The following is a 26,716-nucleotide window of genomic DNA, read 5'->3' as shown; positions in this document are numbered from 1 at the left end:
GGGTTGTTTTCTATTCAATCAGTTTTTGAGGAGTGTTTGGGGTGATCAGTTTGATGAGCGCAGCAACATTCTCAAGATAACGCTAAGATATTTAAGGATCATTTGGTTGTGTTTTCTATGTTCGACTCGGCTAAAGTAACGCCTGATCAAACGCATCACTCCCCCAACGGCTATTCGTTTAACTCCGGTACTGAAAATACTATTCGCATTCGAGGGGCGAGACAACATAACCTGAAAAATGTTGATCTAGAATTGCCTCGCGATCGCTTAATTGTATTTACAGGGGTGTCCGGTTCGGGAAAGTCTTCTTTGGCGTTTGATACGATTTTTGCTGAAGGTCAACGCCGCTATGTCGAATCTTTGAGTGCTTACGCCCGTCAATTTCTCGGACAGTTGGATAAACCGGATGTTGATGCCATTGAAGGGTTAAGTCCAGCAATTTCCATTGACCAAAAATCAACGTCTCACAATCCCCGATCTACGGTGGGGACAGTCACGGAGATTTATGATTACCTGAGATTACTATTCGGACGAGCGGGTGAACCTCATTGTCCGGTTTGCGATCGCAATATTGCCCCCCAAACGATTGATCAAATGTGCGATCGCGTCATGGAACTTCCAGATCGGACTAAATTTCATATTCTCGCCCCCGTTGTCCGAGGGAAAAAGGGGACTCACCGCAAGCTATTTTCGAGTTTAGCCTCCGAAGGATTTGTTCGCGTGAGGGTAAATGGAGAGGTTTTTGAACTGTCAGATTTGCCCGACTTAGATAAAAATTATACACACACTATAGAAATCGTTATTGACCGCTTAATCAAAAAGCCTGATATACAGGAGCGTCTAGCCGATTCCCTCAGTACCTGTCTGCGGTATTCACAGGGAATTGCAATTATTGATGTGTTAAATGATACATCTGGGGGGGCATCCGCGTCGCGATCTGATAGTAAGTATAACTCAACTGACGAAAAAATAGCAAGTTCTGGGAACAAAAGTTCTGAGGAAAAAGCCGATCATTCCTATCAGCATCACCCTTTACCAGAAGTGGGAAAAACCTCTTTATCTCAACTGATCTTTTCTGAAAACTTCGCCTGTCCTGAACATGGGGCGGTGATGGAAGAACTTTCTCCGCGTCTATTTTCGTTTAACTCTCCCTATGGGGCTTGTCCGAGTTGTCATGGGTTAGGACATCTACGAACCTTTTCCCCGGCGTTGGTCGTACCCGATCCCGAAGCAGCGCTTTACAGTGCGATCGCCCCGTGGTCGGAAAAAGACGATTCTTATTATTTTTCGTTGCTCTATAGTGTCGGTCAGGCGTTTGGGTTTGATATCAATATCCAATGGAAACATTTAACGAAACAACAGCAACAAATTGTCTTGTATGGGTCAGAAGAACCGATTTGGATTGAAACCGATTCTCGCTATCAAGAAAAACGGGGGTATGAACGTCCTTATCCGGGAGTCCTGCCGTTATTACAACGTCAATATGATGATAGTAGTTCGGAGTTACAAAAGCAGAAATTAGAACAATATTTAATTGATCAAGCTTGCGAAACTTGCAAAGGGAAACGACTCAAACCAGAAGCGTTGGCGGTGAAGTTGGGGCAGTCTGGGATTACTGATTTAACAGAAGTTTCGATTCGGGATTGTTTGCAACAAATTCAACAGTTAGATTTAACAGAAAGACAAGCGCAAATTGGGGATTTAGTATTGAGGGAAATTCGCGCCCGGTTGCAGTTTTTATTGGATGTGGGGTTAGATTATCTCACCTTATCTCGAACAGCCGCTTCGTTGTCGGGAGGAGAAGCCCAACGAATTCGATTAGCAACTCAAATTGGTTCGGGTTTAACCGGGGTTTTGTATGTATTAGATGAACCGAGTATTGGGTTACATCAACGCGATAATGGCAGGTTATTAAAAACGTTGATGAAATTGCGAGATTTAGGCAATACTTTAATTGTGGTTGAGCATGATGAAGAAACGATTCGCACGGCAGATTTTTTAGTCGATATTGGGCCGGGTGCGGGTTTACATGGCGGTGAAGTTGTTGCTGTTGGAAATTTTGACAATATTTTATCTAGCAAAACCTCTTTAACAGGCGCTTATTTATCAGGAAGACGAACAATAGAAACGCCCGCCGAACGTCGTCCGGGAAATGGGCGATCATTGGTTCTCAAAGATGCTCACGCCAATAATCTTAAACATCTTGATGTTGAACTGCCTTTAGGAAAGTTAGTGTGTATTACAGGGGTGTCAGGTTCAGGAAAATCAACCTTAATTAATGAGTTACTTTATCCGGCTTTGCAACATCATTTTAGTCGTAAAGTTCCCTTCCCTCAACCCTTGAAAAAATTAACCGGGTTAGAGGCGTTAGATAAGGTAATTGTGATTGATCAATCTCCCATTGGTCGGACACCTCGTTCTAATACGGCAACATATACTGGGGTATTTGATATTATTCGAGCAACCTTTGCAGAAACCATAGAAGCCAAAGCGAGAGGATATAAACCTGGGCGGTTTTCATTTAACGTTAAAGGCGGGCGTTGTGAGGCTTGTAACGGACAGGGGGTAAATGTAATTGAGATGAATTTTTTACCCGATGTTTATGTGCAGTGCGAAGTGTGTAAAGGTGCGAGATATAATCGGGAAACATTGCAAGTTAAATATAAGAGTTTTTCGATAGCGGATGTTTTGAATATGACGGTTGAGGAAGCTTTAAGTGTATTTGAAAATATTCCCAAAGCGGCGACTCGTTTACAAACTTTGATAGATGTGGGGTTGGGTTATGTGAAATTAGGTCAACCTGCACCAACGCTTTCGGGAGGAGAAGCCCAACGGGTAAAATTAGCCTCAGAATTGTCAAAACGGGCGACAGGAAAAACGTTATATTTAATAGATGAACCGACAACCGGATTATCGTTTTATGATGTACATCAACTGTTGAATGTTTTACAACGGTTAGTGGATAAAGGGAATTCAATGATTGTAATTGAACACAATTTAGATGTGATTCGGTGTGGCGATTGGATCATTGATTTAGGGCCGGAAGGGGGCGATAAAGGCGGGGAAATTGTGGCAGAAGGAACCCCAGAAGCTGTGGCAAAAAATAAGCGATCGCATACCGGACAATATTTAAAACACGTTCTCAAACAATATCCACCTGTGAAAACATAATCCAGTACAGGTTAGAAAGTTTGTATCTCGATATATATAAAGTGCCTGGAACCCGTTGCAGTGATTTATTACCAGGTCGCCCAACTAAAAACCCCTTTTATCTGTTGAGGAAATTTACAATGATAGCCATTCCAGAAAGTCAATCTATCACTCCCGAAGATTACCTCAAATGGGAAGAAAAACAACCCCTTAAATATGAATATATAGAGGGTCAAGTTTTTGCGATGACGGGAGGAAGTATTCCTCATAATGATATTGCGGTTAACTTAACGACAATCTTAAAAAATCATCTGCGTGGCAAGGGATGTAAAATCTCAATGGCAGATGCCAAACTGGGAGTCTCTGAAGCCGGACCTTTTTATTATCCAGATGTCATGGTCACTTGCGATGAAACAGACCAACGCGCCACTAAAGTTATTTATCATCCTTGCTTAATTGTTGAAGTGTTATCTCCGGGAACAGAAGCAGTAGATAGGGGTAAAAAGTTTCAAAACTATCGTCGAATATCCAGTTTAAAAGAATACGTTTTAATTGAGACGAGACAAATTTTTGTTGAAATTTTTCGCAAAAATCAACAGGGAATTTGGGAACTTTATAACTATGGGGAAGGAGACGACATCAATTTGACTACCGTTGAGTTGAGTTTTCCCATTGAGATGCTTTATGAAGATGTGATCTTGGAGGGGATATTGAATACCGACAATAAAATATCAATCTAAGTCTATTAATAAATTTGGAATAAGATGGCAGCAAAAGATTTCTTCCATGAAATAGTTAAACGAGGGTTAGAAAAATATCAATGGATAGTTACTGACGATCCGTTAGAACTGGAATGGGAAGATGTCACGGTTAAAATTGATCTGGGTGCGGAACGATTAATTGCTGCTGAACGTGGCGAGGAAAAAATTGCGGTGGAAATTAAAAGCTTTATCGGTACATCTGCCATTAGTGATTTTCATACCGCTTTAGGACAGTTTTTAAACTATCGAATTATGCTTGAAGTTAATGAACCGGATCGCCAACTTTACTTAGCGGTTCCTCTTGAAGCTTATCAAACCTTCTTTCAAAGTAGTTTAGCTAAAACCGCAATTAAACGTCATCAACTCAAACTTATTGTTTACGAACCTATTATGGAGGAGATTGTTAAATGGATAAATTAGAACATTATCGCTCTTGTATTCAAACTCTGTTAGAAAAATATAGTGAATTTCAACATCGAAATGAAGATGTAGAAAACCAACTCTTTTTGGACTCAATACGAGATCATTATCAATTAATGCGAGTCGGTTGGAAAGGGTTGCAAAGAGTTTACTATACTGTTTTACATTTTGATATCAAAGATGAAAAGATTTGGCTTCAGCACAATACAACTGATATTGATGTGGGTCAAGAATTAATCGAAATGGGTATTCCTCAAGAAGACATTGTATTGGGTTTACACCCTCCCTACAAACGTCCTTATACCGGATATGGTGTTGCTTAAAAAATAAAAACTACTCCAGCAGTTAGCATCAACTGAAGCGGTTGTTTGTCTCAACCCCCCTAAATCCTCTGCCCCCTAAATCCCCCAACTTTGGGGGACTTTAAAATGGGACACTTGGCAGTTCTAGTTCCCCCCAGAATTGGGGGGACAAAGGGGGGCAATTGGCGAACTTTCAACCAAGAATTTCCCCAAAAATTGGCTTGCTCAGGGAGGCGAAACTAGGCAAATAAACAACCCAAACGATTGACAAATACTCAACTCTACCGATATAATACTTCTACGGTTGAAACAAAAACTTGATATTCCTCCCCATTATTCAGCAGGAAATAAAAGCGATCAATATTGGAAATGGTTAGATTAAGATCTGATTGTTCTATCCGTATTTTGTTTATCTTTTGTTGTGTGTGATAAATTTCTCAAAGTCGGAAATGAAACCATCAACAACTTTTTTAGGATCTTGACAATCTTGGCTTGTGTAGCGGCGAATAAACCATATACCATGAGCATTGAATAACCCATCACGCTTATGATCTCTTGCTGCACTTTGGTGATATCTTTCAGAATCACATTCAAGGATTCCCATATTACCATCAATGATTACTAAAAAATCAATTTCTCTTGTGTGCATTCCTTTTTCTTCTAATACCCTACATCCGGCATTAGGAAAAAACAGTATTTGTCTTGAGTCTAGCTCTTTTGCTATTTCTACTTCTTGAGAAGATCTGAAGTAATGACCCTTCCATTCTATAAATTCAGATTCTTTTCCTTGAGAGTAAATAGGAGGAGTTTTTGTACTATTTTTAGGTTTTATTAAACTCATACATAAAAGCTGTAAAGTTTGAGTTAAAGAACTATTAACTTTTTTTAAATGATTTCTGTCAACTTGCTGTTTCTCATTTGTTAAAAATAGCCTGCCATCATCATTGTATTTGATTACATCTAATCGTATTAGTAAATATATGAAATAAGGATCGTGAATAGTGTCTTCAAGGAATTCTTCATCAAGTTCTTCGCAAAAACTTGAATCGTTTTTTATTACTACATCGAAAGGGTTTTCTCTTACTGAGTAGAGATAGTTATGCAAAATATAGTCAAAGGATTTCATCCTAAACATATCTTCAAGATTTGTTTTTCTTAGGAGTTCAAAAGTATTTATGAAATTTTGCACAGTAAATTTTACATTAATTTCTTTTTTATAGTAAGTGGCTAAATATTCGCTCATGATTTCTTCAAGTAAGATTATATTATATTGTGTTAAAAACTCTTTACTATAACTATTCAAGACGTTTAAATAAACAACAATAGTATCTGAATTTTTAGGTGAGTCTTTTGAGAAAGTATGAACGTATGCTAATGTTAAGAAAGTTCCAAATATAAATTGCCGACTGTCGAAAGATTTACACTCGTTTAAACTGAAGTCATGACCAATTTCTATCAATCTATTTCTTATCTTAAAAGTAAGTTTAGGATATTTATTATTGACATATTCTATACCTCTTTGAGACAAACGATACATCTCATCATATAATGATTCAGTAGTCATAAAAGTTATTTAAACCCAAAATTTACTTTAATCATTCCAAAAGCTCTCAAACCGATTTGATGCCAACTGAGTGTACCGAACTGTGTGGTTGATTCCGGTGGTAGTATATCCATCTCCTCAAAGCCTGATCACAGCTAACTCATTTTACCCCAATAGATCCGAATAAGGACGAAAGCGGATCTTTTTGGGCTAGGTTTTTCACATTAGGGCGTGTCTGCAAACTCAAGCGATCGCAATGAAAATGTGATATTGAATTAAACGTAGTTATCTTGAGAAAACTTTATAGTCTAAATAGAGATTTTCATCTTAAAGCGAAATGATAGCAGGTTCCTCCAAATAGGCGAGAGATCCTGAAAACAATTGATTCAAATATTGACAGACTTGATCCGCTTGTTCTCGATTTAAACGATAGGATTTATCACCGTCTTCAATGAATAACTTTTCCTGACTAATATACTGATAGTCTGGAGTTTGTCGAGAAGCCGGATGAATCCAGACAATTTCTGGTTCTTGGGGAATTAAACCCGGTGGAAGTTGATCTTTCAAAATAGAAAGAAGGCGAGATTTACAAGAACGTGTATTAATTCCGCGACTTTCTAAGACTTGCATCACCTGATGAATAGATAACGTCTTTCCTTCCTCAAAGCTATTTAACAACTCTTTTAGTAGAAAATAATCCCGATATTGGTGTCGAGAACGATCCAAAACTTGAGGATAAAGAGGTAAAGTAGCTAACCCCATTGCTACCTGTACCTGATCCCATAGCGATCGCGGATCAATACTACTCTGTTGGCTGTCATTTTGGAAGATCACAGCATTAGGTAATTTTTGTCGCAACCAGCGATTTAACCCAGTCCAGACGCCATTTCCGCCCATACAAAGGGCTTGATTAATACCAATACTTGATTGCCCTGCTTTGACAATAACGTGATTGAGTTCAGTGTTTAACTGGTTGATAAACGGAACCAACACCAACCGTTCTAGATCAGTTTGGTTGAGTTTCCAGTAATAACCCTCAATCTCTAAAGTATAATATTGCTGTTGGGTCAAAATCACCTTGAGAGACTTAGCTGCTGCCAACAACGCCACCCCCAAAGGTTGACTTTGTAGCTGTTGTAGAAGACAATAACGACGGTGTAAATCTGGAGATCCCGGTTGAGGCCAAATCAAATCCTGATCCGAAAACTGATCCAAGAGAAGCTGTTTTCCCGTCGGAGAGTTGAGTAATAACTGACAAATAATATCTAGATCTAACGCATCTCCTCCATAAGCCCAACTGTGACAGATAAAATGATCATGAGTTAAGTCTTCCATCCGATCTGGAAGTTCAACCAAAGCAATTTCTGTCGTGGTTGCTCCCGCATCAATTACTAACGCACTCCCGAACGACATAGAAATCATCCCATCGGAACGAAAATGACCCAGCAACGTCGCGATCGCATCTTCTAGCCAAAAAATTTGTTCAGAACGTTGGATCAGATTAGCACTCAAGATCGCCTTCTCGACGTTAAACCGATAGGCTTCCGTCGCCTGACTGGGAAAACCAACAATAACACCTGCTAACCGTTGAAGAACCCTATCAAGCGTCAAGCCATCTAAACCCACCGATCCACAAGTGTACAATTTTGGTAACATCAACCCTTTAAATTGCGGTTGAGAAACAGGTGTTAACGTCGAGAGTAACAGTTGTAAAGCCCGTTGAAACTTACCTAAAAAAACCGTTTGATTGTTAGATAGTTTGATTAACGGTATTGGAACTTGGCTAACTTCCGAAGCACTATCCTGAGTAATGCGAATATAGGGAATTGCAATATTGAGATAAGGCTTAAAATTTTCTAACTTTTGGCGTAATCCGTTGGGTGTTTCTTGGCAGTCTACTTCACAACGTAAACGAAATGTAACCTCATCAGAACTGTTATTTTCTTGATCAGATGAAACTATGGTTTTAGCTTTCCAATAAATCGGATAGACTTTCTGACTATTACGATTCAGTAAACAGGCTGATATTCCGGTGCCGATATCCAGTGCAAGATACCATTGATCATCGGGGTTGATTTGCGCTTCGGGGCTATTCTCAGGTAACGACATAGTTTAGTGTGGCAATTTGCGATTCAAACTCTCAAAATTCAAATCCTCTAAATCAGACTCATCTTCTGGGTGACTGGTTTTCACTTCATCCTCATCTATTGTTGTGAGTATTTCATCAAGAGTCATCTCAGACGCATTTGCTTCAGCAAAGGGATTAATCTCGACGAGAGAGGTTTGAGACCATAAATCCTCAAAGGTTTCTACTGTTTTAGCACTGGCGATCGCGACAGAAGAAGGAGTTTGAGATGTCACCCCAACATTGGACAAGTCAGAACTTGGATCTTCTTCCCCGATAAAAGATTGCTGTTCTAGATTCAATAAATCTTCTTCAAGCTGTTGTCGGATACTTTTACCCACCATCAAATGAGAGTCTAGCGGCTCATCGTCTTCTTCTTGATCACGCGGTAAAAGATCTTCATGGGGTGAAGCATGAACATAGCCTTCTTGATCAAGCAATTCGTGAATCGGATCAGAGGGAGTCGTAGACTGAGTGGAGATTACTGATGACGAAGGTTCGACTTGAGATTCTAATACAGATTCGCTGAGATCAAAGACTCCAAAGACATCGCTGATCTCATGGGGGCGATCTGAAGTAATTCCCAGGCTGTTCTCCTGTTTTTTTAGGTTTTGATTTCCAGATACAGCGGTTGGTGTTGGTTGTGGATGCTCGGAGGTCGGGTAAATTTCGAGTTCAGGTTGAATTGACTCAGTTTGGGGAATTTCTTCATCGCTCTGAGTGGAAGTGGGTTCTAAAGGTTCTGAATGGGCGGAAATTTCCAGTTCGGGTGCGACTGATTCTAACGGAGTCGTTTCAGTTTGGGAGTTGGACGACAGGAAAGATTCGGAAGTTTCGGAGGTCGGGTAAATTTCCAGTTCAGGTTGAATCGATTCGGTAAGGGGAGTTTCTGCCTCGGTTGCAGTTGAAGTGGGTTCTAAAAGCTCTGAAGGGGCGGAAATTTCCAGTTCTAACTCTTGAGGTTGACTCTCTTGAGGTTGCAAAGAAACGCCCGGAGTGACTAAAGACTTGAACTGGAGAGAGGGAGGAAGTTCTACCCCTGCATAGGGGAACAATTCTGGCACAGGTTCGGTGCGTGAAGGATAAATATAGGGTTCTGTCTGGGGAATCACCGTCGGAACAGGTGATGGCTGAGTCGTCTGTTGAGTTGTTTCCGCTTGTTGTCGGTGCTGTCTCAACCCCCGCAATTCTCGAATCAAAATCCGCCGCTCTTGGCGCATTGCCTGAATTTCTGCTTGAATGGTTTCTGTAAACTGAGTCTGGAATCCCTGTAATTCTTCACGAACGATCAACCGTAAAGATTGTTCTAACGATTGCCGTTCGGGATCACAATAACGCGGTATGATATCAGAATTATCTGTTAGGCGACTTGGCTCGAGGGATTGCAAATAACTTCGCACCTGTTCTAGAACTTGACGCGACTGCATGATGCTATCCCCCATAACAACCAAAGGTGGCCGAGGATTCGATAGGTTCAAGACTTCATCGATATTCGAGATCAAAGCTTTTATGCGATCAGGTTGAACACTCACGGCGGTCACCTCCCCCTAAAACTGATACCATGATAGGCTAGGGAAAGAGCCTACTCAAGTAGAACAAGCTATTATTTCAGACCCTCTCTAAATCCTCGCCTAAGCGCAATTCACAACAGTATGATACCCTCATGCCAGAGTATACGTCCCGGGATACACAATCTGAAATAATTCAGATGATCCTCTCTACATCTTTCTTTGAAGGTTTGCCGACTGAAGCAATAGATAAAGCTACAGCTCATATTGTCGGCCGCCAACATCCCCCCAATCAAGTCATTTTATTGGAAAATGACTGGGGGAGTTCCGTCTATTTTATTCTGGATGGTTGGGTCAAAATTCGCACCTACAATCTCGACGGGAAGGAAGTTACACTAAACATTTTGGGTAAAGGCGAGATCTTTGGCGAGATGGCTGCCTTAGATGAAGTTCCTCGTTCCACCGATGTGATTACCCTCGCACCGACTATGATCGGAAATATGCCCGCCCAGGATTTTGTTGAGTTAATTAGCACTGAACCCAAAGCAGGTATTCGACTTGCTCAATTGATGGGAAGACGGCTACGCCAAGTCAACCGACGACTACGCCTACGAGAGTCTGATAGTACGTCGCGCGTTGCAGATATTTTGCTATTTTTGGCAGAGGGGCAGGGTAAAACCACAGAAAATGGTACTCATATTCCTAATCTTCCTCATCGGGAGTTAAGTGGGTTGAGTGGACTCGCACGGGAGACAGTTACCCGAGTTCTCAGTAAACTGGAAAAAAAAGGATTGATTTTTCGCGATAAAGATATTCTCAGAATTCCAGATGTTCATGCTTTAGAGCGAACATTGGTCTAGCAAGAAAGATCCCCCAACTGTTCAGGGTTCAGATCCAATTCATCGCTTTCGGCCAAGGTTCTACTGTTTAATCCAATTGTTTAATTCAATAAGCGGTTCTCTGTTCTCCTCCCCCCTAAATTTTTTGTGACTAAGACCAAAAAAAATCAAAATTCTTCTCCCTCTGTCTCTCCCCACTCCCAGAACTCTCTAAGTTCCGATCCCAGTCGTTCTCCCCTGCGGATGGTGGAAACTGCATTTTTAGCGAGTACAGCGAGTTTGATCTGGTTTGTTAATTATTATTTTCCCATTGGGCCTGTATTACGAATCTTTTTCCCTTTACCCATTGCTTTACTTTATTTACGTTGGGGAAAACGAGAAGCTTGGATGGGTGCCTTAACTTCTCTACTGTTGTTAACGGTTTTAATGGGGCCGACTCGGAGTATTATCTTTCTCATCCCCTATGGTTGGATGGGGGTGGCGATGGGAGGATTATGGAAGCGGGGGGCGAACTGGTTTGTTTCGATTGGTGTTGGGGCGATCATCGGTTCTATCGGGTTCTTTTTTCGCTATTGGCTATTATCGATTTTACTGGGTCGAGATCTCTGGGTTTATGCGACGACTCAAATTACCGAATTAGCGGAATGGATTTTTATTAAGTTAGGAATACTCGCTCAACCTAGTTTAACGCTGGTGCAAGTGATTGCTGTGGTTATGGTTGTCGTTAATAGTGCGATTTATCTGTTTGTGGTTCATTTGGTGGCATTGTTAATCCTCGATCGCCTCAAAAGCCCTATTCCTCGCCCTCCTCATTGGGTACAAGTATTACTCGACTATGAAGGCTAATTGACAACTGTGAGTATTCGTGTCTATACTCAACCCCAACTGGGAAATCAATGGTTACAGCAATATCGAGGATGTCAGCCGATTTTTGCCTGTGTTTTGGGTTTTACAGAAACCGGACTGATTCCCGGAATCTCGGCGGCGGGCGCGACTCCTGAAGATCGAAAATATACTTGTGTTGCGGATGCTGAATTTCTCTACAACGGCCCTCAACTCACTCCTCAATATCCTTTACCGCCTCTGAGTGCAGGTGCTTCTCCGGTGTTGATTTCACGAACCGTTGTTCATAATCTCCAGATTCCCTTTCATTTATTTAATGCTGGATTACCGATTATTCCCACTGTTCCTCATATTGATCTTGGGGGAGTTCCAGCAAACTGTCTGAGTTCGGGTCATGCTATAGATTTCATTACCGTCAAACACCTATTTGAACAAGGGTTAATTTGGGGTGAACGACTCGCCCGCCAAGCCACAGGAAGTTACATTATGATCGGAGAATGCGTTGTAGGCGGTACAACTACGGCTTTAGCTATTTTACTGGGTTTGGGGTTCGCGGCTGACAATAAGGTCAATAGTAGCCATCCTGACTGTAATCATACTCAAAAATTGGCGATCGCCACGGCTGGATTACAAGCGGCGAATCTACCCGGGGTTGAGAATGTAGATCCGCTTCAATTAGTTGCGGCGGTCGGTGATCCGATGCAAATTGTTGTGGCGGGAATGACAATTGCTGCGAGTCGCACGGTGGGGGTGCTTCTAGCCGGAGGAACACAAATGCTTGCTGTGTATAGTCTGAGTCAGGCGATCGCTAATTCTTTGGGGTTAGACTGGCATCCTCAACAGATCGTTGTCGGTACAACTCGTTGGGTTGCTGAAGATCCGACGGGAGATACGGTGGGACTTGCTCAAGAAATTGGTGGTGTTCCCCTCCTGGCAACCTCACTCAACTTTTCAATGTCGCGTTATGCTCAACTCAGAGCCTATGAGCAAGGATATGTCAAAGAAGGGGTTGGGGCTGGTGGATGCGCGATCGCGGCTCATTTACTCGGTTGGAACACTGACCAACTTTTACAGGCTATCGAGGCTTTAGCGGATCAATATCACCAAATTAGAAATTGAAAAATATAGTGCTACGCGAATACATGATTGTCATTTCTAAATCCTAAAACCCCTTCACAGTCTACTGTTCCCTCTCTTGGTGCGCGTTCGTGATTGCAAGGAAACCTCGCGCCTAGTCGCACCGCTGTTCCCTGTTCCCTAAGATTGCAAACTAAGTCTCGCCGGAAACCGCCGAGCCGCAAGGCAAGCGCTGTTCCCTGTTCCCTGATCCGGCGTTCCCTGTTCCCTAGCGCTACGCGCTATAGTGACCAATAGGGGCGGGTTTCCCATCTCCCTATCACCCTATCACTCTATCTCCTGAGAATCTAATGAGGGGTTCTTTGGGAGAGTAACCGTTCTTCTAAAGCAGCAATACGATTGTAAGCGGCTGTGAGTTGGGCGGTGAGTCTCTGAATTTGAATATCAGCGGTGATACTCGGTTGTTCTCGATGAATCATCACTGTGCTGCTGACATAATCATCATCGCTTAAAACATCTTTATGTTCTAATCCCGATTCCAATAAAAGGTGTTGTCGAGTCAATGACTGACTAGGAGAAGGGTCTGGATTCGGGTTGAAATTGTTTGTTTGTCCTGGGGGTTGGGATTCGATCAAGTCACTCAGTCGATCATTAACTTGTATCAAGATTTCGTAAAGTCGATCAACTTTGTGATTCAAAGCCCCAACTTGTTGATTGAGGTTGTCCATAAATATTCCTTTGCTCTCTAGATTTCTGAGTTCTCTCTTTTATCCTAGACATAAAATTGCTCTACTGGGAAATTATTTCTAATTTATTTAACGATTACTCTAAAATTTTTATGAAAGAAATTTTAATTTTGTGGTTTTGACTCTGACCAACGGTCAAATCTGAGTTCAGATTGATGTGGTCGTATTAAGCTGTTTCATTTCTGGCTAGAAAAAAATCGACAAGTCTTGTCTGGCTATGTACAGTCACCAACTTCTCCATTTTTGAGAGTTTTAAGTTCAGTTCTTTGGATCAACTTTTTAAGTGTCTTCAGAAAAAATTTCTGAGAATGTATTACGACTCAATGGAAAAAAATTATCAAGATTGGTGAGTGTTATATTTCTGAAAAAAATTGATTTCATTCTGGGTTGATGATCAGAGTCACCCATTCTGGAATAATCAAAATGCTGATTGATTATCAGTTTTGAACAAAATGAAATCTAAGATAGACTTAAATTTAACCGTCAGAAAAATCTTCTGATCTCTAGCCTTTTTGGGATTAATTTGTCAGTTGTATAAATTAATTTTTGTGACAAATTGAAACAAAAATCTAATCTTTCTCATAAAAACAGAATTCAAATTCGTCAAATCTAGGTGGTAAATCAAGGTTTTGTATCAAGGGCAACTGCACTCTTATTTTTGAGTCTTATATCCTCAGTGATGAATCAATATCAGCAAATCTCTTTCTAATCCGGAAACGAATAGATGACTCTTGTAGTCAAAAATCAATCACCGTTGAGATTGCCAGATTGATGTTTTTGTGTGTATATTAAGAATTGTAACAAAATGAAAACCAGGGGACTAAACATAGAGTTTTGTGCCTCAGTAGAACCGAGTGGAGGACTTCTCTAAATGAAATCACCGAGCCAACAAATTCAACTAGAGACTACATCTCAAATCGAACAATACCTGCGCCAATCCGAAGGGATGTGGAATTCTGAACGACGGTATTACACCCTACCCGATGGAAAAACCCAAGAATGGGTGAGCCGTTTGACGGTAAAATTTTTAGAGCAAGGTAGCCCGGAACTGATTAAACTCGCCCAACTGCATCATCTCAGCGATCGCAATATTTTAGTCTGTGGTTCCTATGTAGAATGGGAAAGTACCCAGTCCGCAAGCAATCGCCCCAACTCAAAAGGATCAACAATCTTTGGAGTATTAGGAGACATTCTGTATCGCGATCGCGGTTTTGCAACCAAAGATCCGATCAACGCCAAATATTATCTCCCCAATCCAGACACATTATGCTTGCGAACCGAGTACAATAGTTCTGTATTCGAGGAAGAAATCAAGCATATCGGTACGAAGTACCGCACCCGTCAGTCGATTATCACCCGCGCGGGCGAACAGCAAATGATTGGTCAGTATCTAGAAAAACGAATTCAATAACACTGTGAAGCGACGGAATTTTCTCCTGGGAACAAGTGCGATCGCATTAGGAAGTCTCACCATGGGATGTCGTCAGGCGACGGCATTAAAAATCGAACTCTTAAAAGGCTCGGTTCCTGTTCAAATGGTGAACAAGTTTCGTCAGGAACTCTCAGCAGATCGTCCGGTGATCGATTTTGTTCCTCAGGCGCAACTCAAAGACTTGTACCAGTTGCTGCAACCACAGGAGAAAAAATCCAGACCTGAAAATCGCTCCTCATCTGATTTGATTATGATTGGGGATTATTGGCTCACTCAAGCAATTCAACAGCAATTAGTCCAACCTCTCGATCCCCAAGTTTGGCAACGCTGGAACCAACTTCCTCCCCAATGGCAAGCTTTAGTGACTCGCAACAGTCAAGGGATGTTAGATCCCCAAGGTCAAGTCTGGGCTGCGCCCTACCGTTGGGGAACGACAGCGATCGCCTATCGTCGAGAGCAGTTTGAAACTTTAGGATGGACTCCTCAAGATTGGGGTGATTTGTGGCGAGAAGATATCCGCAATCAGATTTCTGTGCTTAATAATCCTCGGGAAACGATTGGTTTAATATTAAAAAAACTGGGTTCATCTTACAATATTACCGATCTTGATCTAGTTGTCGATTTAGAAGACGAATTTCGTCAACTCCATCGCAATATCAAGCTTTATGACTCCAATACCTACCTCAAACCCTTGATTACCGGAGATACTTGGCTAGCGGTGGGTTGGTCTACAGATTTTTCGGAAAAATTTTGCCGTCAGCATAATATCGGAGTGGTTATTCCAACTTCGGGAACGGCGTTATGGGCTGATGTCTGGGTACAGCCAACCTCTGAAAAGCCGATCTCTAATCTTCCCTTAGCCCAACAATGGATTGATTTTTGTTGGAAACCGGAAATTGCTACCCAAATGTCAATCTTAACGGGTACAACATCTCCTATTGTTAATCAATTACAGCCCAGCGAGTTACCGGAAACCCTACAAAATAATCCGCTTCTGTTTCCCAAAGCAGAAATTCTAGAGCAAAGTGAATTTTTACTTCCCTTACCCGAATCTACTTTAAAACAATATCAAGCGTTGTGGAGAAAAATTCGGACAGAAGCAGTCGGAAGTTGAATATAATTTACTCCGTTAGAAAGTTGGATTTCGTTGAATCAAAGCAGTCATTGTCGCCACATCAACCGCCGGAGAAAAGAGGTTTCCTTGTCCGTATTCACAACCAATGTACTGAATAAGTTGTTGTTGTTCAACCGTTTCAATCCCTTCAGCAACGACACTAAACCCTAAACTGTGAGCAAAATTAGCAATCGCCTCGACAAATTTAGAATTAGAACTTTGGGAAGTCATTTTAGCCACAAAAGAGCGATCAATTTTGAGAGTATCAATCGGAAACCGTTGTAAGCGATCCAAAGAAGAGTAACCTGTTCCGAAATCATCAATTAAAATTTGCACTCCCATTTGTCGGAGTTGACTTAGACGTCGGGCTACCCATTCTAAATGTTCAGCAATCGCACTTTCAGTTACTTCTAGTCGTAAATTCGCCGGAGATAATTCCGTTTCTTGCAAAATTTGTTGGACTAAGTTGACAATTTTCTTTTGAGAAAACTGTTGTCCAGCGACATTCACACTCACAGAGACATTCACATCAATCCAACCTTGAATTTGCCACTGTCGGAGTTGTTGACAAGCGGCTCGTAAAACCCATTCTCCGAGCGGAATAATTAATCCAGTTTCTTCAGCAATCGGAATAAATTCACCGGGAGAAATCAACCCTTTTTTGGGATCAGGTAAACGCACTAAAGCTTCAAAACTCTTAATTTTGCCTGTTTTCAAACAAACAATAGGTTGATAGTAAACCTTTAATTGGGAAGATTCGATAGCCGCTCGCAAATCATTTTCTAAACGTAATCGTATCAGCGTATCCATCTGCATTTTGCTGTCAAAAATTGCATATTTTGAAGTGCTATGATGTTTAGCATGATACATGGCGATATCCGCATCTCGAAGAATATCTGTACTATGTTTGTAGGAATGATTGGCTGTATAATAGTGGCTGAATGTAATGCCAATACTCGCCGTAATCGAAACCGTTTGATCTTCGAGAATAAAAGGTTGTTGTAAAATGGCAAGAATCCGTTCAGCCACAATAATACTATCAGAAATCCCTTGAATGGGGTCTAATAAAATGGCAAATTCATCGCCGCCTAAACGAGCCAAGGTGTCGTGAACACTAATACATTGTTGGAGTTTATGTCCAACTCGAATAAGTAATTCATCTCCGGCTAAATGTCCTAAACCATCATTCACCAATTTGAAGCGATCAAGATCAATAAATAAAATCGCAAATAGATGCTCAGAATACTGACGAACTTGTTCGAGGGCTAAATGCAATCGATCCATAAAAAAAGCTCGATTGGGTAAACAAGTTAGAGAGTCGTGATAAGCATAATAAAAGAGTTGAGTTTCAACTTGTTTTTGTTCACTAAGATCAGTTTGAGAACCGACCATCCGAATCGGATCACCAATTTCATTCCACAGGGCTTGACCTCGATGTAAAACCCATTTATATTGACCGTCTTTACAGCGAATTCGGTATTCGGTACTATAATATTCGGTCTGTTGATCTAAATGATCCCAAATCGCTTTCAGCACCCGTTTTCGATCATGGGGATGAATCTGTTTTTCCCATTCGGCGAGATGGTTTGTTGTTTCATTGTCTTCTTCATAGCCTAACATTTCTTTGGCGCGAGGCGAGAAGAAAATTTCATTGGTTTGTACATTCCAATCCCAAATTCCATCGTTGCTTCCTTGTAGGGCTAATTTCCAACGATCTTCACTAATTTTGAGGGCTTGATCGAGTTGTTTTAAACTACTGGTTCGTTGTTGAATTCGTTGTTCGAGTTGTTGATTAATACGTTTGAGAGTGTTGTGAGCATTGCGATCGCCATGATGATCGTTAGACGGAATACTTTGTACAAATTCTGATTCGGGTGTGACGAAAACAATCAACCAGTTTAAACCCCGACCATCCTCAAAAGGAAAAATATCGATTAACTGAATTTGATTCTCCCAAATAAATTCGAGTTGATAGTCACCTTTAATCTGGGTAAGATCATTAAATTGACTATAGACATGAGCCATGATTGCTCGAATGAAGCGATCGCTACTTTGGAGAGCGTTAAAGCCGATGACAGCTTGATCTAAATCAATATTAAAAGGCTGAGTCAGCGTCGAACTGGCGACTAATATTCCAGAAGGTTCAATAATAAAGCGAATCCCTCCATGATCGATATTAAGTGTTTTCAAAAATTGGCTAATATGAGACAGAGACAAATCACATCCTAAAACCCCAAGAAAATCATTGTTTGCATTATACAAGGGGAGAACAGCCGTTAAACCCAGTTGAACTTGAATCGGGCTAGAATATTGATAAATTGAACTCCAAGCTGCACAATGGGCTTGTTGAGCGGTGAGATACCAAGGACGAGAACGGGGATCATAGTTCGGACATAAACCCATTTGTTCAAAGGTGTTATTTCCCTCAGAATCGAGAGCATAGATGTGTTTATTTGCACCTGTTTTTTCATTTTTCAGTTCTAGAGTTGGTGTGCGATCACTCAGTAGAGTAATTCCGATATAATTCCCGGTGGTATCAGCCCAGTTCATCCCGCTAACAGTATCAAAAATTTTGATTTGTTGCCAAAAATATTGTTGTAGACTGTCGAGATTTTCAGGATCGATCTGATCCCATTGCATTATATTGGCATTGATCTGATTAACTTGGTGAGGTGTATTGAGATAGGTTTTGAGGTATGCTGAGATCCGAGCTGCAATTTCACGGCGCAATTGAGCCGCTAAATCGAGAACTGCTTGCTGTGTAGTTGTGAGGGATTTTGATTCCATTGTGTGACCTGATGATGCAGCTTGGCTAAAACAAAGCTCTAAAAAAGACATGGATAGCATTACGAGTCAAAAAATGATTCTATGAACCCGAAAGTTGAGATTTCCTGATTGTTCGGTTACTGACTGATCAGATATTCTTTGAAGAAAGTTGACCTCCAAAACATTTCCTCTATTGACGGCTTTACCTAAAAAGTCAATTGATCGGTAAATTGAGCAGTCGATTCATTCAAATCGTAACAAAACACTACACATTTAGGATCATTGTTTTCCAGATTTTGAGTTCACGCTGTTACATTTGTTTTTTTTATGATTAAAATTCTCCATCTGTCTGATATTCATATGGGTAGCGGGTTCTCCCATGGACGGACTAACCCAGAAACGGGTTTAAATACTCGTTTAGAAGACTTTGTGACGACTTTGGGACGGTGTATTGATCGAGCGATCGCAGAGCCTGTTGATTTGGTCTTGTTTGGGGGAGATGCGTTTCCTGATGCGACTCCCCCCCCGTTTGTTAAACAGGCTTTTGCGAAAGAATTTCGACGTTTAGTGGATGCTCAAATTCCAACGGTTTTGCTTGTGGGAAACCATGATCAATATTCTCAAGGACAGGGGGGAGCGAGTTTAGGAATTTATCGAACTTTAGGTGTACCCGGGTTTGTGGTTGGTGATCGCTTTGAAACTCATAAAATTCACACGCAAAATGGGGATGTTCAGGTGATTACACTTCCTTGGTTAACTCGTTCGACTTTGTTGACTCGTCCTGAAACAGAAGGGTTAACATTAAGTGAGGTGAATGATTTATTAATTGCTCGACTAAAAGTTGCGATGGAAGGAGAAATTCGACGTTTAGATCCTCAAATTCCGACGGTGTTATTGGCTCATTTAATGGTTGATAAGGCGAGTTTGGGGGCTGAACGTTTTTTGGCGGTAGGAAAAGGGTTTAATGTTCCTTTATCGTTACTGATTCGTCCTTGTTTTGATTATGTGGCGTTGGGTCATGTTCACAAGCATCAAAATTTGAATCAATCTAATGATCCACCGATTATTTATCCGGGAAGTATCGAACGGGTTGATTTTAGTGAGGAGAAAGAAGATAAGGGGTTTGTTTTGTTGGAGTTAGAAAAAGGTCGAGTTCAATGGGAGTTTTGTGCTTTACCTGTGCGTTCTTTTTGTACGATTAAAGTTGATGTTTCTGCGGTGGAAGACCCCCAAGAAAAGCTCCTAAAAGCGATTGACAAAAAAAAGATTAATGATCAAGTTGTGCGTTTAATTTATCAACTGCGTTCAGAACAGATTGATTTGATTGAAAACTCTCGTTTACATGAAGCGTTGAGTACCGCTCATACTTATAGTATTCAAGCAGAATTGGTGAGTCAACTGGCTCGTCCTCGTATTCCTGAACTTGATCGTCATAGTCTTGATCCGCTTGAAGCTTTAAGAACTTATTTAGGAAGTCGTGAAGATCTCAAAGAAATTGAGCAGGACTTGATGAGTGCGGCTCAAGAGTTATTAAGTGGTACAATAGCCGAATCAGAGGTTTAATTTTTTTTGTCTTCTGAATATTTTAATACCCGCTCTATCGTGTGAATAATATATTGAGCATCGGTTGAATAATATTGAGCATTTTCTTGCTGTTTCAAGGATGAATTAACAAACTGTTCTAACTCGACGATGACATTTTCGGCTTGTTCAATATGAGAGAGGATTGAGCAGGAAATACGCGCATCTTCTAGTGCAGATTCTCTCAGTTCTTGTAAATGAAATTTCAGTTGACTCGCAATACTATTCGTTTGGTCACTGACTTTTGAGGTTTCACTCACGAGGCGATTAATTTCAAAGCCAATTTTACTGAGTCCTTGCGGTTTTGGAGAATCATATTGATAGGTAACAACAGCAGCTTGTACTGCGAGATGACGAACTTTTTGAATGATTTCTCCGAGCATTTGAGAGGTTGAATTAATCGCCTCCAGCTCCCGAGAGATTGCTTGACTAATTTCCAACAAATGTTCAGTATTCCGATAGGTTAAGTTGGCACTTAAAAAGATAGAATGAAAGGCTTGGTGAGTTTCGGCTAAAATCCGTTCACTGACTTGAACAAAATGCTGATTGAGTTGAAGAATCGATTGAGTATACTGGGTTAACTTTGCTTTTTGCTTGCTATAATCTTGATCATACTGTTGATGAATTAAGCTATTTTTTTCCTGAAGTGAGACTTGATATTGTTTGACTTTGCTTTTTTCTTCCTCAAACTTTTGACCACATTGATTTAATTTCAAGTTTTGCTGTTGTATTTTCTCATAAGAAAAGTTTAAAAGTTGATTTTGAGCAATCAGTAAGTTTTGAATATCTACAAGTCGAACCTGTCCAGGCTCCAATTCAATCACTAGGGGTTCATAGATGAGTTGTTGAGGTCGAGTCAATGCTTGGTTAGCAGCAACCAAAATTGTGCAGTATTTGGAGAGGATCAGTGGGGGAATTCGGATGACATCTACGAGTAATTGAATCGGTTGACTCAAGTATAAAGTTTTGCGATTTAGATGATTCATTTGTTCCCGAAAGTTAGCCCGAGAAATCATTCCAGTGACCTGATCATGATCGACAATAATCACCCCAGGTAATTCTGGCTTTTTATGAAATTCTTGGGCAACAACTCGTCCGGGGGTATTAGAGTCAATCTGAAAGGCATAGGAAACAAGGTCTTCAAGAGTAGAATTAAAGGTGATTCGAGGTAAGTTGCTCATTCAACTAAACTTATTTTAGGGATTGTAGGCTGAACCATTTTCCGATATCATACATAATGATTGTGAAAATCCTATTCTGTCAAGTCAAAAAAAGAACATCACTACAAAGCTAGGTATCCACTCAGATCAACCGTTAACATCCTGATTGGTTGAAGCAGGACAAAGGAGCGTCACTGTATCTTTCTTCCCTTAGTTTTCTTAACATCCTTTCTGTCTCGATTTGGATCTCATGTATTTAAAGTTAACATAATACTTAGATTTGATGAAAGAATAATCAGTCTGTTAATCTGTTAAAATGATGGAGTGCTGTCTTGACAATCGAACTCAAATAGCAATCATCTTTAAACTCGCTTTGCTGTTGATTTTGATACAAATCTGTGGATAAAGCTCTAGATCAACAACTCGAACAAGAGAGGCTCTTAAATCAAGTCACCAGCCAGATTCGCCAGAGTCTGGAACTCTCGATTATTTTGTCAACAACAGTGGAACAATTGCAACAATTTTTGCAGGTTGATCGGTTGTTGATCTATCAGTTTGATTTTCAATGGTCTATTCCTTCTCGGGAATGTAGCCTAAAGCCTAGATTGGATCTAGAGGAGCAAAACCGCGATACACGACTGACCCCTCCACTCCCGAAAGATTCTAGCCGATCTAAACCGAGTGAAAAGGGTTACAAAGGATGCGTCACCTATGAAGCTCGTTCATCAGAAAATATTTTATCTGTCCTTCATTTAAACGAAACAGATAGCTGTTTTTTTGACACACCAAAAGCTCAAGCTCAAACTCAAAACAGTCAAGCTTTATTAATGATTCAAGATGTTGATCAAGCTTATGTTGATTCCCCTTGTTTTTTAGAGTTTTTGCATCAGATTCAAGTTCGATCAAAGATCGTTTTTTCGATAGTTGTACAGGATCAATTATGGGGATTATTAATTGCTCATCAATGTTCCCAACTCCGGTCTTGGACGGATAGTGAGACGAAATTTATTGCTAAGATAACAGAACATTTATCGATCGCCATTTATCAAGCCCAACTCCACACTCAATTACAACAGCAAAAGTACACTTTAGAGCGACGAGTCACAGAACGTACTCAAGCCCTTCACGATGCGCTGTTGGCGGCTCAATCTGCGAACCGGGCGAAAAGTGAATTTTTAGCAACAATGAGCCACGAATTGCGAACTCCACTCACCTGTGTGATTGGCATCTCTGCAACGCTATTAAGACTTTATTCAAACGGTGCAGGTATTAAACAAATTTCGAGAGAAAAACAACAAGAATATCTTCATAAAATTCACGATAGCGGAGAACATTTATTAGAGTTAATTAATGATATTCTAGAGCTTTCAGAGGTAGAAGCTGGAAAAACTATTTTACAAATTAGTGAGTTTTCCTTAACCAAACTGGCTCAAAAAACTTTATATTCTTTTCGAGAAAGAGCGCAAGAACATAATGTTTTGCTCATCAGTGATATTCAGGTGAAACCCGATGAAGATTTGTTTATTGCTGATCAACGTCGAGTTGAAAAAGTTTTGTTCAATCTTTTGAGTAATGCAATTAAATTTACTCCAGAAAGTGGACAAGTTACCCTACGAGTTGGGGTGAATAAAAACACAGCAATTTTTCAAATCCAAGATACAGGAATTGGAATTTCTGAAGAACAACAACCTTTATTATTTGAAAAGTTTCAACAACTTGATTCATCTTATCGTCGTCAATATAGTGGAACAGGTTTAGGGTTAGCTTTGACTAAACAGTTGGTTGAACTTCATGGCGGAGTCATTAAATTAACCTCAACTGAAAATGTCGGTTCAACATTCACTGTTCATATTCCCATTCAACCCACTCCCTCTCCAAATTCTCAGCAACAAGTCAAAGATTCTGCCTTCAAAACCTCTCTACCCACGACATCCAAAAATAATCCTCTAGGTCGATTTATATTAATTGAAAATGATGAAGAAATCGCCACACTCATCTGTGAAATTCTCACTGCTGTAGGTTATCAGGTGGTTTGGCTAGTAGAAGGATTAACTGCGTTAGGACAAATTCAATTACTACAACCCATAGCAGTTATTGTCGATATGAACTTACCCGGTCAAGATGGCTACGAAATCATTCATCACCTAAAAAATACAAAAGCCACGCAACAGATCAAGATTTTAGCGATTACGACCGATTCCGAATTTACTCCCTCTGAAAGTGTTTTTAAAACTGAAGCTGATGACTTTATTACTAAACCCATTCAACTCAATCAGTTACTCAAGAAAATTATGAGTTGGAACCTAGAGAATTCAAGAGGTTAAAGAGTTTAAAACAGCAAATTGTTGATATCTAACTGTGTTGACTTTAGGCGTTAAATCATTCCTTGTACAGCTTTCTGTTGGGGAGTTTTTTATGAGACTTGTTGAGTGATAATTTTAGAGGAAAATTGTTCTACAGTCAATAATTGAGAGGTTGAATAGTTTTTCTTAGTATGATTTATTATAATAATTAGCATAAATTATCAAAATATAATCTTCAAATAAATTGATTAAAGTTGTAGGGCTTTAGCCCTTCTTTACTTTACTTTGGTGCTGAAGCGCAACAACAGCGCAACAGGGTGAGAGTATTCATTAACTTATAATGTCAATATCTGCCGTTCCGAATTTGAGAAGTAATGCTTTACCCTCAAGCCGGATACAGGAATATTCAAGTCAAAGCCAAGAAACTGTGGAAATTAAAATTGAAGTAATTGATGAAAAATCTCCCTATTTACAGGATGTTATCAGACTGGGAGATGCTAACAAAAAGACTTTGGGATTGTTTTATCGCAATGCTTTTGTTGAGAAGGCACAAAAGGGGGATATATTTGTCGCAATCGATCCGCAAGCGGAGTGTATTGGGTATATATTATATCGATACTCCAAAAGACACAATCGCCATACCTTAGTTCATTTGTGCGTTGATTCATCACAACGGGGAAAAGGAGTAGCCAGACAGTTGGTTGATTACCTCAAAGAAAAAACTAAAGAATCGAGTGGTATTGGGTTACATTGTCGCGAAGATTTTAATTTAGAAAAACTGTGGCAAAGACTAAATTTTGTTCCCAAATATCAGAAAAAGGGAAGAAATAAACAGGGGAAACTGCTAACCTATTGGTGGTTCGATCACGGTCATACAGACCTATTATCAAACGCTCCTAATCAAAAACTTGAATCCCGGCTCTGTGTTGTGATTGATACGCAAATATTCACCGAGATTTATGCCGAGCAAGAAACCGATTTTGAAGAATCAAAGTCTTTATGTGCGGATTGGCTACAAACCGAATTAGAATTATGTATTACCGATGAAATATTTAATACAATAATTTTACTTAAAAATCAGAAAGAAAAGAAAAAACGGCGTCGGTTTGCCCAAGAAAACTTTACCTATTTATCCAGTAATAAAGAATTGGATTGTACGGTGGATTCTGTGAATGTTATTTTACAAAAAGCGTCAGAAGTCAATGAGTTTGAGCGGCGAAATCTTGCCAGAGCCATTACTTCAAAATCTCAAGTTTTTGTAACTTTACATCCCCAACTCTTAGAACTGAGTAGCGAAATTTATGAACAATTCCGAGTTTCCATCATTCGCCCCAATGTTTTAATTACTCACTTAGATGAATTTCGGAGAAAACTGGACTATCAGCCCGTTCGTTTAGCGGGGACTACAGGCTTAGAAAAAATACCCGTTCAAAAGGGAACAGAAAATGTTTTAAGTCAATATTTTCTGTGCGAAGAACTGGGAGAAACCCAGATAGAATTTCAACAGCAGCTAAGACGATTTCTAGCGGAATCTGATAAATTTGAGTGTTGGCTTGTTCAACAAGGAAAAGGTGAACTCCTAGCTTTGGTTGTGTATGACAAACAAAAACAACATGAACTAGAAATTCCGATGTTGCGAGTTGGAAATCATCCGCTATCGGGAATACTTGCACGTCACTTAATTTTTCAATCTATATTAGGTTCGGCTCGTGAACAACGACAATTTACCCGAATTACCGATTCATATTTAACAGAAACCGTAATGACGGCAATTCAAGAAAATTCTTCCTTTCGACAGGTAAAAAACGGGTGGTTAAAAATTAACTTGGCAAGCGTTGAAACTGCATCGGAGTTGTCACAGCATCTCATCACTCTAGGCTCTACTTTCGGAGAAGATTATCAAGTTTGTCTGCAATTTGCAGAGAGTCTAAAAGCCGAAAATATTATAACAGACGTGCAAGCATCGGTAGACTTTGAACGCCTGCTTTTTCCCGCCAAAATTCTCGATGCTAAAATTCCAACATTTATCATTCCCATTCAACCCCGATGGGCGTTCAATTTATTTGATAAAAATTTGGCAAATCAAACTTTATTAGGAGCCAAAACTGAATTAGCATTTAACTGTGAAGCCGTCTACTATCGCTCCGCAAACAATTCAAGAGGATTACAAGCACCCTGTCGAATTCTCTGGTATGTAAGCGGAACCCAAAAAGAGGGTAAAGGGAAAGGATTCTACGGAGTAAAATCTGTTCGTGCTTGCGCTTATGTGGATGAGGTTAGCCTTGGAAAGCCCAAAGAACTTTATCAACGTTTCCAACGCTTAGGAGTTTACAATTTGAGCGATATTGAGGGGGTTAAACTAAACAAGTCCGGTCAGATAATGGCGATTCGCTTTAGTGATATAGAGTTATTTGAAAATTCCGTACCCTCGGAGAAAGTTAAGGAATTTTTCAATAAAAAATTAACTTTTCAATGTCCAGAAAAAATTTCAAAAGAATGCTTTGTTAAAGTGTATAATTTAGGAATTCATTCTTCAAACAGAAGTTGAATTGCTATGTTACCAACTATACTTCTACTGTCAATTAAACCCGAATATGCCAAACAAATATTCGAGACACAAACAAAAACAATTGAGTTGCGTAGAGTTCGGACGAGACTCAAGGAGGGAGACATCGTTGTTGTGTATGTTTCATCTCCTAAAAAAGTTTTTGTAGGCTCCTTTGATGTCGAGAGAATTATTGAAATTAAAGCATCCCGTCAAGAACTCAAAAAATTTTGGGATGAATACAAAGACAATCTTGGTATTAGTCGCCAAGAATTTGATAGTTATTATCAAGGAGCATCTATCGTTGTTGGTATCCTAATCAAGAAAATCAAGCCGTTTGAAAAGCCTGTAAAATTAGAGCGTTTATCCAAAAAATTGTCTTACTTGCGCCCGCCCCAAAGTTATCGTTACTTAAATAAGAGTGAATATGAAATTATTAAAGCTTTAGGAAAAAATTAAACCCGAATACTCTCTCAAAAATCAGGCTAAAATCAACTGATT

Annotated in this window: 19 protein-coding genes; 13 read left to right on the top strand and 6 right to left on the bottom strand. The window is 40.1% G+C overall.

The window, feature by feature from the left end; translation table 11 throughout:
- Positions 1–117: 117 nt before the first annotated feature.
- The 4 genes from uvrA to L8106_RS19380 all read left to right on the top strand — a co-directional run bounded on the left by uvrA (position 118) and on the right by L8106_RS19380 (position 4,654).
- Entirely contained in the window at positions 118–3,171 is a 3,054-nt protein-coding gene (uvrA, locus tag L8106_RS19395) for an excinuclease ABC subunit UvrA (protein ID WP_009786114.1), read from the top strand.
- 119 nt (positions 3,172–3,290) lie between these two features.
- Entirely contained in the window at positions 3,291–3,890 is a 600-nt protein-coding gene (locus tag L8106_RS19390; protein ID WP_009786113.1) for a Uma2 family endonuclease, read from the top strand.
- A gap of 24 nt (positions 3,891–3,914) precedes the next feature.
- Positions 3,915–4,331, top strand: a complete 417-nt coding sequence (locus tag L8106_RS19385; RefSeq protein ID WP_009786112.1) for a XisH family protein — start codon at positions 3,915–3,917, stop codon at positions 4,329–4,331.
- Positions 4,319–4,654, top strand: a complete 336-nt coding sequence (locus L8106_RS19380; RefSeq protein ID WP_009786111.1) for a XisI protein — start codon at positions 4,319–4,321, stop codon at positions 4,652–4,654. The genes L8106_RS19385 and L8106_RS19380 overlap by 13 nt, the downstream gene beginning before the upstream one ends.
- Before the next feature lie 388 nt (positions 4,655–5,042).
- Here L8106_RS19380 and L8106_RS19375 read toward each other — a convergent pair whose 3' ends face one another.
- The 3 genes from L8106_RS19375 to L8106_RS19365 all read right to left on the bottom strand — a co-directional run bounded on the left by L8106_RS19375 (position 5,043) and on the right by L8106_RS19365 (position 9,833).
- Positions 5,043–6,197 (bottom strand): hypothetical protein, encoded by a 1,155-nt coding sequence (locus L8106_RS19375; RefSeq protein WP_009786110.1) that lies wholly within the window; start codon positions 6,195–6,197, stop codon positions 5,043–5,045.
- A 306-nt stretch (positions 6,198–6,503) separates the two neighbouring features.
- The gene (locus L8106_RS19370; RefSeq protein ID WP_009786109.1) at positions 6,504–8,285 is read right to left on the bottom strand and encodes a hypothetical protein; all 1,782 of its coding nucleotides are present in this window, start codon (positions 8,283–8,285) and stop codon (positions 6,504–6,506) included.
- A 3-nt stretch (positions 8,286–8,288) separates the two neighbouring features.
- Entirely contained in the window at positions 8,289–9,833 is a 1,545-nt protein-coding gene (locus L8106_RS19365) for a hypothetical protein (protein WP_009786108.1), read from the bottom strand.
- A 176-nt stretch (positions 9,834–10,009) separates the two neighbouring features.
- Here L8106_RS19365 and L8106_RS19360 point away from each other — a divergent pair, with 176 nt between their 5' ends.
- From L8106_RS19360 to cobT, 3 genes are all read left to right on the top strand, one after another.
- A complete protein-coding gene (locus tag L8106_RS19360) occupies positions 10,010–10,669 on the top strand; it encodes a Crp/Fnr family transcriptional regulator (protein WP_009786107.1) in 660 nt (219 codons plus the stop codon).
- 126 nt (positions 10,670–10,795) lie between these two features.
- Positions 10,796–11,494: a DUF2232 domain-containing protein gene (locus tag L8106_RS19355; RefSeq protein WP_009786106.1), complete on the top strand. Its 699-nt coding sequence runs from the start codon at positions 10,796–10,798 to the stop codon at positions 11,492–11,494.
- A gap of 9 nt (positions 11,495–11,503) precedes the next feature.
- Complete coding sequence (gene cobT, locus L8106_RS19350; protein WP_039896746.1) at positions 11,504–12,610, top strand: nicotinate mononucleotide-dependent phosphoribosyltransferase CobT; 1,107 nt, start codon at positions 11,504–11,506, stop codon at positions 12,608–12,610.
- 305 nt (positions 12,611–12,915) lie between these two features.
- Here cobT and L8106_RS19345 read toward each other — a convergent pair whose 3' ends face one another.
- Positions 12,916–13,296 (bottom strand): hypothetical protein, encoded by a 381-nt coding sequence (locus L8106_RS19345; protein WP_009786104.1) that lies wholly within the window; start codon positions 13,294–13,296, stop codon positions 12,916–12,918.
- A gap of 889 nt (positions 13,297–14,185) precedes the next feature.
- Here L8106_RS19345 and L8106_RS19340 point away from each other — a divergent pair.
- Together L8106_RS19340 and L8106_RS19335 are read left to right on the top strand one after the other, a co-directional pair.
- Positions 14,186–14,725: a phycobiliprotein lyase gene (locus tag L8106_RS19340; RefSeq protein ID WP_009786103.1), complete on the top strand. Its 540-nt coding sequence runs from the start codon at positions 14,186–14,188 to the stop codon at positions 14,723–14,725.
- A gap of 61 nt (positions 14,726–14,786) precedes the next feature.
- The gene (locus L8106_RS19335; protein WP_009786102.1) at positions 14,787–15,860 is read left to right on the top strand and encodes an extracellular solute-binding protein; all 1,074 of its coding nucleotides are present in this window, start codon (positions 14,787–14,789) and stop codon (positions 15,858–15,860) included.
- A 15-nt stretch (positions 15,861–15,875) separates the two neighbouring features.
- Here the strand turns inward: L8106_RS19335 and L8106_RS29815 are convergent, their stop codons facing one another.
- Complete coding sequence (locus L8106_RS29815; RefSeq protein ID WP_009786101.1) at positions 15,876–18,647, bottom strand: EAL domain-containing protein; 2,772 nt, start codon at positions 18,645–18,647, stop codon at positions 15,876–15,878.
- 306 nt (positions 18,648–18,953) lie between these two features.
- On the opposite strand from L8106_RS29815, the gene sbcD reads away from it, so the two are divergent.
- Positions 18,954–20,189, top strand: a complete 1,236-nt coding sequence (sbcD, locus tag L8106_RS19325) for an exonuclease subunit SbcD (RefSeq protein ID WP_009786100.1) — start codon at positions 18,954–18,956, stop codon at positions 20,187–20,189.
- Here sbcD and L8106_RS19320 read toward each other — a convergent pair.
- Positions 20,186–21,388, bottom strand: coding sequence for a hypothetical protein (locus L8106_RS19320; RefSeq protein WP_009786099.1), 1,203 nt, complete (start codon positions 21,386–21,388; stop codon positions 20,186–20,188). The genes sbcD and L8106_RS19320 overlap by 4 nt on opposite strands.
- 377 nt (positions 21,389–21,765) lie before the next feature.
- On the opposite strand from L8106_RS19320, the gene L8106_RS19315 reads away from it, so the two are divergent.
- The 3 genes from L8106_RS19315 (at position 21,766) to L8106_RS19305 (ending at position 26,674) form a co-directional block, all read left to right on the top strand.
- The gene (locus tag L8106_RS19315; RefSeq protein ID WP_009786098.1) at positions 21,766–23,691 is read left to right on the top strand and encodes a GAF domain-containing hybrid sensor histidine kinase/response regulator; all 1,926 of its coding nucleotides are present in this window, start codon (positions 21,766–21,768) and stop codon (positions 23,689–23,691) included.
- Between the two features lie 319 nt (positions 23,692–24,010).
- A complete protein-coding gene (locus L8106_RS19310; protein WP_009786097.1) occupies positions 24,011–26,218 on the top strand; it encodes a GNAT family N-acetyltransferase in 2,208 nt (735 codons plus the stop codon).
- A gap of 132 nt (positions 26,219–26,350) precedes the next feature.
- Positions 26,351–26,674: a hypothetical protein gene (locus tag L8106_RS19305; protein ID WP_232228529.1), complete on the top strand. Its 324-nt coding sequence runs from the start codon at positions 26,351–26,353 to the stop codon at positions 26,672–26,674.
- The last annotated feature ends 42 nt before the right edge of the window (positions 26,675–26,716 follow it).

The sequence above is a fragment of the Lyngbya sp. PCC 8106 genome (assembly GCF_000169095.1).
Classification (GTDB): Bacteria; Cyanobacteriota; Cyanobacteriia; order Cyanobacteriales; family Microcoleaceae; genus Capilliphycus.
The sequence above is the reverse complement of the archived record's forward strand: the minus strand, read 5'-3'. Positions and strand labels throughout refer to the sequence as shown.

Bases quoted from the DNA above. Each gene is read 5' to 3' on its own strand.
- uvrA (WP_009786114.1), top strand. From the start codon at position 118: ATGTTCGACTCGGCTAAAGTAACGCCTGATCAAACGCATCACTCCCCC.
- L8106_RS19390 (WP_009786113.1), top strand. From the start codon at position 3,291: ATGATAGCCATTCCAGAAAGTCAATCTATCACTCCCGAAGATTACCTC.
- L8106_RS19385 (WP_009786112.1), top strand. From the start codon at position 3,915: ATGGCAGCAAAAGATTTCTTCCATGAAATAGTTAAACGAGGGTTAGAA.
- L8106_RS19380 (WP_009786111.1), top strand. From the start codon at position 4,319: ATGGATAAATTAGAACATTATCGCTCTTGTATTCAAACTCTGTTAGAA.
- L8106_RS19375 (WP_009786110.1), bottom strand. From the start codon at position 6,197: ATGACTACTGAATCATTATATGATGAGATGTATCGTTTGTCTCAAAGA.
- L8106_RS19370 (WP_009786109.1), bottom strand. From the start codon at position 8,285: ATGTCGTTACCTGAGAATAGCCCCGAAGCGCAAATCAACCCCGATGAT.
- L8106_RS19360 (WP_009786107.1), top strand. From the start codon at position 10,010: ATGATCCTCTCTACATCTTTCTTTGAAGGTTTGCCGACTGAAGCAATA.
- L8106_RS19345 (WP_009786104.1), bottom strand. From the start codon at position 13,296: ATGGACAACCTCAATCAACAAGTTGGGGCTTTGAATCACAAAGTTGAT.
- L8106_RS19340 (WP_009786103.1), top strand. From the start codon at position 14,186: ATGAAATCACCGAGCCAACAAATTCAACTAGAGACTACATCTCAAATC.
- L8106_RS19335 (WP_009786102.1), top strand. From the start codon at position 14,787: ATGGGATGTCGTCAGGCGACGGCATTAAAAATCGAACTCTTAAAAGGC.
- L8106_RS29815 (WP_009786101.1), bottom strand. From the start codon at position 18,647: ATGGAATCAAAATCCCTCACAACTACACAGCAAGCAGTTCTCGATTTA.
- sbcD (WP_009786100.1), top strand. From the start codon at position 18,954: ATGATTAAAATTCTCCATCTGTCTGATATTCATATGGGTAGCGGGTTC.
- L8106_RS19320 (WP_009786099.1), bottom strand. From the start codon at position 21,388: ATGAGCAACTTACCTCGAATCACCTTTAATTCTACTCTTGAAGACCTT.
- L8106_RS19310 (WP_009786097.1), top strand. From the start codon at position 24,011: ATGTCAATATCTGCCGTTCCGAATTTGAGAAGTAATGCTTTACCCTCA.